8 protein-coding genes are annotated in these 11,718 nt (G+C 73.7%); 2 read left to right on the top strand and 6 right to left on the bottom strand.

Translation table 11 applies throughout. The features are described 5' to 3' along the window. Window positions 1-269: 269 nt before the first annotated feature. The gene (locus ACFYZZ_RS38860; protein WP_389186783.1) at window positions 270-1,019 is read left to right on the top strand and encodes a hypothetical protein; all 750 of its coding nucleotides are present in this window, start codon (window positions 270-272) and stop codon (window positions 1,017-1,019) included. 715 nt (window positions 1,020-1,734) lie between these two features. Here the strand turns inward: ACFYZZ_RS38860 and ACFYZZ_RS38865 are convergent. After that, window positions 1,735-3,762, bottom strand: a complete 2,028-nt coding sequence (locus ACFYZZ_RS38865; protein ID WP_389186786.1) for a DUF6350 family protein — start codon at window positions 3,760-3,762, stop codon at window positions 1,735-1,737. 99 nt (window positions 3,763-3,861) lie between these two features. On the opposite strand from ACFYZZ_RS38865, the gene ACFYZZ_RS38870 reads away from it, so the two are divergent. Beyond that, window positions 3,862-4,854, top strand: coding sequence for a helix-turn-helix domain-containing protein (locus tag ACFYZZ_RS38870; protein WP_389186788.1), 993 nt, complete (start codon window positions 3,862-3,864; stop codon window positions 4,852-4,854). A 91-nt stretch (window positions 4,855-4,945) separates the two neighbouring features. On the opposite strand, the gene sucD is transcribed toward ACFYZZ_RS38870, so the two are convergent. The 5 genes from sucD to ACFYZZ_RS38895 form a co-directional block, all read right to left on the bottom strand. After that, window positions 4,946-5,830, bottom strand: a complete 885-nt coding sequence (gene sucD / locus ACFYZZ_RS38875; RefSeq protein ID WP_386578397.1) for a succinate--CoA ligase subunit alpha — start codon at window positions 5,828-5,830, stop codon at window positions 4,946-4,948. 28 nt (window positions 5,831-5,858) lie between these two features. Then, entirely contained in the window at window positions 5,859-7,037 is a 1,179-nt protein-coding gene (gene sucC, locus ACFYZZ_RS38880) for an ADP-forming succinate--CoA ligase subunit beta (protein WP_389186792.1), read from the bottom strand. A gap of 427 nt (window positions 7,038-7,464) precedes the next feature. Continuing rightward, window positions 7,465-9,459, bottom strand: coding sequence for a hypothetical protein (locus ACFYZZ_RS38885; RefSeq protein ID WP_389186795.1), 1,995 nt, complete (start codon window positions 9,457-9,459; stop codon window positions 7,465-7,467). Window positions 9,460-9,595: 136 nt separating this feature from the next. Beyond that, window positions 9,596-10,348 carry a hypothetical protein gene (locus tag ACFYZZ_RS38890; protein WP_389186798.1) on the bottom strand — a complete coding sequence of 251 codons (753 nt, stop codon included), beginning with the start codon at window positions 10,346-10,348 and terminating at the stop codon, window positions 9,596-9,598. 161 nt (window positions 10,349-10,509) lie between these two features. Next, on the bottom strand, window positions 10,510-11,685 hold the full coding sequence (locus ACFYZZ_RS38895; protein WP_389187037.1) for a VWA domain-containing protein: 1,176 nt from the start codon (window positions 11,683-11,685) through the stop codon (window positions 10,510-10,512). Window positions 11,686-11,718: the final 33 nt, after the last annotated feature.

Raw genomic sequence — 11,718 nt, forward strand, 5'->3', positions numbered from 1 at the left:
TCGGGGAAGCGTTGTGTCCGGCCGGCGTTTGTACAGTCGTACGAATGCTTCGCGCCCCCGGATACGGGGAAGTCTACGAAGCGGCCGGCCGTCAGCAACGATACCGGCACTCCGGAAGGCCCCCTCGGGACGGGGGCGTGGCCGGAAGGTAGCGTTCGGTAGGAATCACGAAGGAGCAGCCTCGGGAACGCGGTCGTCGTGCGGTGCGTTTCACGGGGTGGAAGCTCACGTCGGACCGCCGTATTCGCCTAGGGGAAGACGTTCTTTTGATGCCCGATCGCAGCCTGCGACTCCTCACGTTCCCCCCGCGCCCGGCCCAGGGAGGCGAGCGTGGCGCCGTGCTGCTGCGGGAGCGGCCGGCCTCGCCGCCCCAGGCGCCCCAGGGCGGGCGGGACGGCGACGGACGCGGCGGCGAGCAGCAGGACGACAACCCGTTCGCGCCGCCGCCGGAGGGCACCCCCGACAAGCCGTGGCAGCCGCGCCACCCCGAGGGCTCCGGGGGCACCCAGTGGAGCGACCGCCAGCCCGGCCGCTCCCCCGGCGGCTTCGGCGAGCGGCCCGGCCGCGGCCCCGAGGGCCCGGGCGGCCCGGCCGGCCCCGGCATGCGCTGGGACCCGACGGACCCGGCCCAGCGCCGCGCGCGCTACGCACTCCTGTCCGGCATATGGGCCGTCTTCTTCGCCCTCTACAGCTGGCTCTACGTGGCCCTGCTACTGGGCGCGCTGGCCCTGTACTGGGGCATCAGCGCCCTGCGCGCCAAGCCCCGCCCCGCCGACCCCAACACCCCGGCGCCCACCCCCCCGGGCCCCCGTCCGCAGACCACGGCGGCGATCGGCGGCCTGGTCACGGCCTCCCTGGCCCTCGCCGTGGTGGCCACGACCTTCACGGTCCAGCTGGTCTACCGCGACTACTACACCTGCGTCGGCGACGCCCTGACCCACGAGGCCAAGCAGTCCTGCGAGCGACTACTGCCCGAGAACGAGAACCTGCGGAACGTGCTGAGGGTCGGGAACGAGTAGGCCCTCCGGGGGTTTGGCGGGGGGCTTTCCCGGTCGGGGTTCTGCGGGCGGCTTCGGAGCGGGGCTTGGCGGGCGGCTACCGAGCCAGGGCTCAGGCAGTGGCTTTCCCAGCCGGGGGTTCGGCGGGTGACTTCCGAGCGGGGGCTTGGCGGGCGGCTTCCGAGCCAGGGCTTGGCGGACGGCTTTCCCGGTCGGGTTCGGCAGGCGGCTTCCGAGCGGGGCTCAGCCGGCGGCTTCCCCAGTCGGGGGCTCGGCGGGCCGCTCCCGAGCGGGGGCTTGGCGGGCGGCTTCTGAGCCAGGGCTCAGCGGGCGGCTTTCCCGGTCGGGTTCGGCAGGCGGCTTCCGAGCGGGGCTCAGCCGGCGGCTTCCCCAGTCGGGGGCTCGGCGGGCCGCTCCCGAGCGGGGGCTCGGCGCGCGGCTCCCGAGCCAAGGCACAGGCAGTGCCTTTCCCAGCCGGGTTCGGCAGGCGGCTCCCGAGCGGGGGCTCGGCGCGCGGCCCCCGAGCGAGGACTCAGCGGGCGGCTTTCCCAGTCGGGGGTTCGGCAAGCGGTTCCTTGCGGGGGCGGGCAGCTTTCCCAGTGGTTCGGCGGGTGGCCTCCTTGCGGGGGCTTGGCGGGTGGCTTTCCAAGCCGGGGTTCTGTGTGCGGCTTCCGAGCCAGGGCTCAGCGGGCGGATTCCCCAGCCGGGTCCCGGCAGGCGGCTCCCTGGCGGGGGCTCAGCGGGTGGATTCCGTGTCGGGGGGTTCGGTGGGCCGGTGATGGGCGCCCGTGGGGGACGGGGGCTCCGGTACGGGTGAAGGGGCGGCCGGCGCAGGCGACGGATCCAGTGCGGGTGAGCGGTCGAACAGCGGCGGCAAAGGCTCCGGCATGGGTGCGGGGGCGGCCGGCGCGGGCGACGGGTCCGGTGCGGGTGAGTGGTCGGCCGGCGGCGGCAAGGGCTCCGGCATGGGTGCGGGGGCGGTCGGCGGGGGTGACGGTTCTTGCAGGGGTGGCCAGCTGGGTGTGGCGGGCTGGTCGGTGGGGGAGTCGGGGGAGTCCATGGGTGTCGAGGCTGCTCGCAGGGCTGCCCAGCGGGTGGCTCGGGCCACGTCGTCGTGCCAGGCCGAGGGGAACGGGTCGGCGGCGGGCAGGACGTCGTACCTCTCGTCCTCGTCGGGCTGAGTGAGGGGGGACGGGGGATCTTCCTGGTGGTCGCGGGTCTTCGGCGCCTTCCCGGCCTTGGTCGTCCTTCCCCGCGTCTCCTTCGCGGCGGCCTTTGAAGAACCCTTTGCGGACTCCTCGGCCACCTCCTTCAGAGCTTCCTTCACAGACTCCTTGGCCGTCGCCTTCGCTTCCTCCCCCGCCGCCCTCTTCCCCGTGTCCGTCGGCCGCTTGCGCCCCGGCTCCGTCCCCTGCGCCGGAATCGTGCCCCGCGTCCGCCGCGCAGCCCACAGCCGCCACGCCTGTACCGGCAGTGCCACAGGCATCCCCGCCGCCGTCAGCCAGAGCACGGCCGCTCCCCCGCTCTGCCACCACAGCGGGCCGAAGCGGGCCAGCGCGGCCACGCCCAGCGGGCCGCCGGCCAGGAGGGCGAGAAGGGCGAGGATCGCCCCGCAGAGGAGCGCCGACAGCACGAGCACTCCGGCGGTCCGTCCGACCCGCCAGGGCGCCCTCGGCTCCCCCTGCGCCGCAGGCTCCACGCGCCCCGCGGCCCCCCGCCCCACGAACCAGGCGACCGTCACCCCGGCCGCCACCGGCACCACTCCCGCCGTCCAGTTCAGCGGCGTTCCGGCGCCCGCGTCCGGTACCGCCGCGAGCAGCGGGAACGGGGGCAGCAGCGGGGCGGGGTCCGAGGCGAGCGGGTGCACGAGGTGCCCGGTGCCGAGGGCGAAGCCGGGGCCGAGGGCGTAGGACGCCGACCACACCGCCGCGTTGGGGATCAGCGCGATGCCGAGCAGCAGGACGGCGAACCGGCCGGTCCAGCCCTCCGTCAGCTGCAGAAAGGACGCCCGGGCGGCCGCGCCGTGCAGGACCAGCGAGACGCCGAGCAGCAGCGACCCGCCCCCGAAGAGCACCGTCGTTCCGGCCAGGGCGGCCCGTACGGCCGTACCCAGCCGCGCCCGCACGTCCGACCCGAACAGCAGCCGCCGCACCGGCCGCGGCAGCATCAGCAGCACACCGAGCACGGGCTCGCGCGGGCGGCCGTACGCCGACCACACCCCGGCCCCCGCCGCGCTCGCCGCGACGAGCGGCAGACATGCCGTCACCCCGCCCCACACGGGACGCAGTTCGCCGCCCGAGCAGTACAGCGCGGCCGCGGCACCGACGCCGAGGTAGCCGAGGACCACCCCCGTCCACACCGTGTGCGCCGGGACGGGTGGCGGGGCGTCGGGTTCGGCGGACGCGTCCGTCGCGTCCCGCGCCGCCCGGTACAGCAGCCACACCGGCAGTGCGAGCAGCAGCAGCGGGGTCACGCCGACCGGCTGGGGCGCGCCGGAGAGCGTGTCGGTGCGGACCAGTTCGACACCGTGCCCCAGCAGCCACAGCGCGGCGGCGATGTGCAGCGCGCCGGCCGGGCCGCTGTCGGGGTACGGCGAGCTGACCCACAGCGCCAGGACGAGCACGGCGAGCGAGCCGAGCCCGAGCCCGGCGGCGACCGCACCGCCCAGCAGGCTCGCGCCCAGCCCGGGCGAGCGGTCGCGCATCCGGTGCAGCAGCAGCGACAACGACGGTCGGCGAGCGGTCATCAGCGTCACGCCCGCCATGCTCCCAACGACACGCGCTTTCCCGTCGTAACAGCCGATCCCCCGATGTGTCGCTCAATATATGTTTATGTACTTTTTCGTACGAAGGGGTGAGGTACTGTGACGGAGATCCCCGCCGGCTCGCTGCCACCACCGAAGGAACGCCGACAGCTGCGCGAGTCCCGCTCGCTGACGCAGGCTCAGGTCGCCACACACGTAGGCGTCAGCCGGGCCACGGTCCGCTCCTGGGAGAGCGGGCGCAGCACCCCGAGCGGCCAGGAGGGCGAGGCGTACGCCCGCCTGCTGACCGGTGACGCACTGACTCCCACTCAGACCTTCGACGCGCTCTACGCGTTCTGCGCCCCCGCCCTCGTACGCCAGACGTACCTGCTCACCGGGCGCCGGGAGCTGGCCAGAGAGGCCGTGGAGCGGGCCTTCCAACTCGCCTGGCAGCGCTGGCCCGAGGTGGCCCGGGACCGGGACCCGGGCGGCTGGGTCCGGGCGATGGCCTACGAGTACGCCCTCTCCCCCTGGCACTCCTTCCGCCCGCGCTACCGGTCCCCCGAACCCCCGCCCGCCGACCCGGCCGACCGGGCACTGCTGCACGCGCTGCTCAAGCTCCCGCCGTCGTACCGGCGCACGCTCGTCCTGTACGACGGTGTCGGCCTCGACCTGCCGGAGACGGCGGCGGAGACGGAGGCGAGCACCCCGGCCGCCGCCGGCAGGCTGACCCGCGCCCGGGCGGCCGTGGCCGAACTCGTCCCGGAACTGGCCGACCCCGCCGCACTGCACCGACGGCTCCTGGAACTGGCCTCGAGAGAGCACCTGCGCGCCGCCAAGCCGCCCAAGGTGCGCACGGTCGGCGAACGCCGGAACGTGTTCTGGACACGGGCGGCCATCGCCTTCACGGTCGCGATCATCGGCTCGACGGCCCTGACCCTGCGCACGGCGCCCACCCACTACGAGCCACCGATCGCCCCGGCCCAGGCGGTACAGGGGGTTCCGCCGCTGCCGGCCATGGGTCCGCTGTCATGGGAGGAACAGGCTCTGCGAGCGAAGCTGCACCGGGCGGAGTCCAACGGCCCGGAGCGCCTCGCGCCGACGCCACGTTGAGCCGCGTGGCCGCACCCGGCGCGGCGAGCGAAAACGCAGGCAGGCCCGCCCCGGCGAACGGGGCGGGCCTGCCTGCGTGCAGCCGAGAGGCTCAGGCGCTGAGGATCTCCCGGGCCAGCTTCGCCGTCTCGGTCGGGGTCTTGCCGACCTTGACGCCCGCGGCCTCGAGGGCCTCCTTCTTCGCCTGGGCGGTGCCGGACGAACCGGAGACGATGGCGCCGGCGTGGCCCATGGTCTTGCCCTCGGGCGCGGTGAAGCCCGCGACGTAGCCGACGACCGGCTTGGTCACGTTCTCCTTGATGAACGCGGCCGCGCGCTCCTCGGCGTCGCCACCGATCTCACCGATCATGACGATCAGGTCGGTGTCGGGGTCGTCCTGGAACGCGGCCAGGGCGTCGATGTGCGTGGTGCCGATGATCGGGTCGCCACCGATGCCGACGGCCGTCGAGAAGCCGATGTCACGCAGCTCGTACATCATCTGGTACGTCAGCGTGCCGGACTTCGAGACCAGGCCGATGCGGCCCGGCTTCGTGATGTCGCCCGGGATGATGCCGACGTTCGACTGGCCCGGGGTGATGATGCCGGGGCAGTTCGGGCCGATGATGCGGGTCTTGTTGCCCTTCTTGCCGGCGTACGCCCAGAAGGCGGCCGTGTCGTGCACGGCGATGCCCTCGGTGATCACGACGGCCAGCGGGATCTCGGCGTCGATGGCCTCGACGACCGCGTCCTTGGTGAACTTCTCCGGCACGAAGATGACGGAGACGTTGGCGCCGGTCTTCTCGATGGCCTCGGCGACCGTGCCGAACACGGGTACCTCGGTGCCGTCGAAGTCCACGGTCGTACCCGCCTTGCGCGGGTTCACGCCACCGACGACGTGCGTGCCGTCGCCGAGCATGAGCTTGGTGTGCTTCATGCCCGTCGAGCCGGTCATGCCCTGGACGATGACCTTGCTGTCCTTGTTGAGCCAGATAGCCATGGTGTCTTGATGTCCTCGTCCTCGGTGCTTACTTGGCGGCGGCCAGCTCGGCGGCCTTGTCGGCCGCGCCGTCCATGGTGTCGACGCGCTGCACCAGCGGGTGGTCGGCGTCGGAGAGGATCTTGCGGCCCAGCTCGGCGTTGTTGCCGTCGAGACGGACGACGAGCGGCTTGGTGACCGCCTCGCCCTTGTCCTCCAGGAGCTTCAGGGCCTGGACGATGCCGTTGGCGACCTCGTCACACGCGGTGATGCCACCGAAGACGTTGACGAACACGGACTTGACGTCCGGGTCGCCCAGGATGATCTCCAGGCCGTTCGCCATGACCTGGGCGGAGGCGCCACCGCCGATGTCCAGGAAGTTGGCGGGCTTGACGCCACCGTGGTTCTCACCAGCGTAGGCGACGACGTCCAGGGTGCTCATGACGAGACCCGCGCCGTTGCCGATGATGCCGACCTCGCCGTCGAGCTTGACGTAGTTGAGGCCCTTCGCCTTGGCGGCGGCCTCGAGCGGGTTGGCCGCGTCCTTGTCGTGCAGTTCCTCGTACTCGGGGTGGCGGAACTCGGCGTTCTCGTCGAGCGACACCTTGCCGTCGAGGGCGATGACCTCGCCGGAGGCGACCTTCGCGAGCGGGTTGACCTCGACCAGGAGGGCGTCCGACTTGATGAAGGTGTCCCACAGCTTGACGAGGACGTTCGCCACCTTGTCGGCGACCTCGGCCGGGAACTTGGCGGCCGCGACGATCTCGCGGGCCTTGGCCTCGTCCACGCCGTCGATCGGATCGATCGCGGTCTTGGCGACGGCCTCCGGACGGGTGGCCGCCACCTCCTCGATCTCCATGCCGCCCTCGACGGAGGCGATGGAGAGGAAGGTGCGGTTGGCACGGTCGAGGAGGAAGGAGACGTAGTACTCCTCGACGATCTCCGGAGCGGTCTCGGCGATCATGACCTTGTGGACCGTGTGGCCCTTGATGTCCATGCCGAGAATGTCCGTCGCCCGGGCGACGGCCTCGTCCGCGGAGGCGGCCAGCTTGACGCCACCGGCCTTGCCGCGACCACCGACCTTCACCTGCGCCTTGACGACGGACTTGCCGCCCAGCCGCTCGGTGATCTCGCGCGCCGCCTCAGGCGTGTCGATGACTTCACCGGCCAGCACCGGTACATCGTGCTTGGCGAAGAGGTCCCTCGCCTGGTACTCGAACAGGTCCACGCGCTTCCGTCCCTATCAGTGATCTCGCGGTTCGTTGGATGCGTGGGCGTGCCGCGAAGGGCAACGTGACGTCCGCTGTCACTAGGGAAGCGCACACGGTGTCCGAGCGCGCGGCATGTCCGTCTCGCAGGTTATCGCCGCTTGCCTGGGCTCCCTAAATCGAGGGTCACACGTGAGCGGTGATACCTGTCACATGATGCCGGGATTGCTGACACGGCGTGCCGCGATCGGGGTGATGTGCGAGGCCTCACCGGGCTGGGGTTGACCCGGTGAGGCCTCTGGACGGGCCCCGAGAGGCCCGGGGCGGTTGATCCCCACCCCAATGAGGACCACCCGCCCCGCACCGCGGGGGTACGGCCGGACGGGCCGTCGGTGTTCGGCCGTCCGGGTGCCCGGCCCCCCACGGAGCCTGCGTGGGCGCTCAGCCCTACTGCACGCCGTGGCCGTGCGCCAGACCCTGGACGTAACCCGGGGTGACGGAGTGGGCGACGCCCTCGGCCCCTGCGGCGGCGTGCCCAGCCAGTGGACCACCGGTGACCTGCGCGGTCCCGGCGAGGTCCTGCGCGAACGGCCCGACCTGCTGTGTGAGGGGCGCGGTCGCGCCGACGACACCGCCCGCGTAGGGGCCGGCCTCGCCCGCCACGCCGTACGCCAGCCCGCTCGCGCTGCCGCCGACACCGTCCACGACCGGCGACACGGTCCCCGTGATCATGTCTACGGCCGGCTGCACGGCACCGGTGACTCCCGCCGCGAACGGCGGCACCTGTCCGGTCACTCCCTCCGCGAAGGCACCGGTCTGTCCGGTGACCCCGTGGGCGAGCGGCGGTACGGCGCCCACGACACCGCCGGCGAAGGGGTGCACGTCGCCCACCACGCCGTAAGCGAGCGTCCCCGCGTCCGCCACGGCCTGCCCGGCGACCGGCACGACCCCGTGCACGGCGGTCCCGGCAACGGGCGGCAGCACGGTGTCCACGGCGTCGTGGGACACCTGGCCGACCAGCCCGGTGGCGTACGGCGGCACGTCCGCGAGGACCCCGCCGGCGAGGGGCAGCGTGTCGGCGAGGGCGCCGGTGGCGACGCCGTGCACGTCGGTCACGGCGCCCGTACCGACCCCGTGCACCTCGCCCACGGTGCCGGTGGCAACGCCGTGAACGCCTGCCACGGCGCCCGTACCGACCCCGTGCACGCCGGCGACGGCACCCGTACCGAGCCCGTCCACGCCGTACACGGCGTCCGTCGCGACTCCGTGCACCTGGGTCACGGCGTCCGTGGCGGTGCGGTACACGCCCCCGACAGCGCTCGTGGCGGTGCCCTGCGCGCTGGTCACCGCGTACCCGGCGGTGCCCTGCACGCCCGCGACCGCGTACCCGGCGGTGGGCAGGACGCCCGACACCGTGCCGGTGGCGGTCCCCTGGACGCCCGTCACGGCGCCCGAGGCGGTGCCGTGGACGCCGCCGACCGCATGCCCTGCGGTCGGCAGGACGCCCGCCACCGCCTCGTCGGCGACCGGCAGCACCCCGGCCACGGCGGCGGAGGCCACCGGCGGGACGGTGGCGGCGGTCGTCTCGTCCACGACGGGCGCGACGGTGCCCGGCACCGCCCGCACCGTGCCGACGACCCGCTGCTCCACACCGGCGACCGTGCCGGTGACGTGCGCGGGCACGGCGGCGACGGAGGCCTCGGCGGCGCCGGTCACCCGCGCCGCCTCGCCGTCCGCGAGGGCGGCCGCACCGGCGGTACGGCCCTGCGCCCCGGCCACGGTCTGCTGTGCCGTCGTCCGCACGGCGCCCTGGACCCCCGCGGTCCGCAGGCGCGCGGCGGCCTGGGTGGCCTGCAGCTTGGTCTGGGCGGCCGCCAGGGCCTGCTCCACCTCGGGAGCGAAGGAGGCGAGGGGGCCGAAGAGGTAGTCGATCTCGTCCTGCGGGGTGGGAGCCGAGGGCGTGTCGGGCGTGGCGGGCGCGGACAGGTGGGTGGCCGTGTGGGTCGCCGCGGCGGCCTCGGTGGTGGCGCGGGCGCCCGCCGCCTGCACGTGCGCCTCGGTCTGTGCCTGGGTGGCGCGGGCGGCCCGGGCGCCCTGGATGGCCTGGCCGCCCCTGATCTTCTCGGCGGTCGGGACCTTCGCGTCGACGTAGCGGCGGGCCTGGTCGGCAGTGCCGGTGACGGTCCGGGCCGGCTGCTGTGCCTTGGCCGCGGTGCCGGCGACGGCGGTGGTGGCCGTGCCGGTCACGCCGGAGACGGTGTCGTGGACGTCGGTGAGGACGCCGTCGACGGTGTCGGCGAGGGTGCCGGTGGTGCTCTCGGTGTCGGGTACGGAGACCGCAGGGGTGGACAGCTCGTCGGCGCTGGCCACGGCCGAGCCGAGGGCCCAGGCGCCGGTGACTCCGGCGGCGATCACGATGGAGCGGCGGATGTTCTTGTTCATGCGTGCGTCAAGTCCTTCGGAAACGGCTAGGGGGTTCCGTCCGGAGGGCGCCGGGGAGGCCGGCGGGTCCGGCGGAGTGGGCAGACCTGTTCCGCCCCCGCGCGACAGGTCCGTGGCGGGGAGGTCGGCCCTTGGCCTAGCCGGGGAAGACCGGGATGTCCCGGTGCCGTTCCCGGGTCCCGGGCGCGTCGACGCGCGCGGTGGTGCCGGGCAGGAGCCGCAGGGGCGCCCGGCCGTCGCGGGTGACGGCGTACGCGTCACCGTGGCGGGATGCGGTGCCGTCGGCCGCCTGCTTGCCGAGCACGCCGCCCGGGTCTCCGGTGGGCGCGGGCTGGGCGGGGGCGTCGACGGCCGCGGCGGCGCGGTGCACGGGGATGTGCGCCAGGGCCTGGGGGGCTTGCGCCGGGAGCGCGAAGTCCGGTCCGTACGTGGCGGCCTGCCGCGGTGCGGAGACGGCGGTACGAGCCTCGGTGCGGGCCCGGTCGCCCTTGCCCGCCGCCGGTACCGCGCTGTCGTGCCGGTCCGCCCCGGGTTCCGGGGCGACCGGCTCGGGCAGCGCGTGCACGGGCGGCACGGAGACCTCCGGGACCTCCGGAAGCTTCGGCAGCGGCACGGAGGGCGCGGCGGGCAGCGCGGGCGCCTGGGCCCGCCTCTCTTCGAGGGCCTGGGAGGTCGTCTGCACGACCTTCCGTACGGGGGTGACGACCCGTTCGGTGACGGTTCGCACCGTGTCCTCGTGCCCGGTCACCGGAACCACCGAGGTCGCCGGAGTCACCGGCGTCCGCTCGGCCGCATGGGCCTGCTCGCCACAGAGGAACCCGAGCAGGAACAAACCGCCGACCAGCAGTGCCAGTTGCAGCGCACGCCGCCCGGCCGCCGTACGCAGCACGCGCACAGCGGTACCGAACACAGTGGCTGGCAGGGTCAAAAGGAGAGACTTCCGGTCGGCGCGGCGGGGGTGGCGGCAGCTTCGATCCTCGCACGGTCGGCCCGAGGTAGCGCAACCCCCCTATTACCGATGGGTAGTCATGTCCCTTTTCCTGCCCGCCGTCACGCGGTGTCCGGTATGGGCAGCGGGCGCTTCTCGATCGCCGCCGCCATCACCTCCGGGAACAGGTCGGGCGTGCAGGCGAAGGCGGGTGCGCCGAGCGCCCCGAGCGCGGCCGCGTGCTCACGGTCGTAGGCGGGCGCCCCCTCGTCCGACAGCGCGAGCAGGGCCACGAACTGCACCCCGGACGCCTTCATCGCCGCGACCCGCTTGAGCATCTCATTGCGGATGCCGCCCTCGTAGAGGTCACTGATCAGCACGACCACCGTCTCGGCGGGCCGGGTGATCTGCGACTGGCAGTAGGCGAGCGCCCGGTTGATGTCCGTGCCGCCGCCGAGCTGGGTGCCGAAGAGGACGTCGACCGGGTCGTCCAGCTGGTCGGTGAGGTCCACGACCGCCGTGTCGAACACGACCAGCCGGGTGTCGATCGACCGCATGGAGGCGAGCACCGCCCCGAACACCGACGCGTAGACCACGGACGCCGCCATCGAGCCCGACTGGTCGATGCAGAGGATGACCTCCTTCTTCACCGACTGCGCGGCCCGCCCGTACCCGATGAGCCGCTCCGGCACGATCGTGCGGTACTCGGGCAGGTAGTGCTTGAGGTTGGCCGCGATGGTGCGGTTCCAGTCGATGTCGTGGTGGCGCGGCCGGCTGATGCGCGCGCTGCGGTCCAGGGCGCCGGTGAGGGTGGCCCGGGTGCGGGTGGCGAGGCGCTTCTCCAGGTCCTCGACCACCTTGCGCACGACCGCCCGTGCCGTCTCCTTCGTCGTCTCCGGCATTGCCTTGTTGAGCGAGAGCAGCGTGCCGACCAGGTGCACGTCGGCCTCCACCGCCTCCAGCATCTCCGGCTCCAGCAGCAGGGCGGCCAGCCCGAGCCGGTCGATGGCGTCGCGCTGCATGACCTGGACGACGGAGGAGGGGAAGTAGGTGCGGATGTCCCCGAGCCAGCGCGCCACGGACGGCGCCGAGGCACCGAGCCCCGCCGAACGGTCCCGCCCTGTCTGCGGCTTGTCCCCCTTGCCGTACAGCGCGGTGAGCGTGCCGTCCATCGCCGCGTCCCGGCCGGACAGGGCGCATCCGGTGCCGTCGGCCTGGTCGCCGCCGAGCACCAGCCGCCAGCGCCGCAGCCGTTCGCGCGCAGGGTCGGCGTACTCGCCCGGTGCCCCGGCCGCCATCGGTTCGGTTGTCGTCGGTTCGGCTGTCGTCGG

The sequence above is a fragment of the Streptomyces sp. NPDC001816 genome, from assembly GCF_042892235.1.
Taxonomy (GTDB): Bacteria; Actinomycetota; Actinomycetes; order Streptomycetales; family Streptomycetaceae; genus Streptomyces.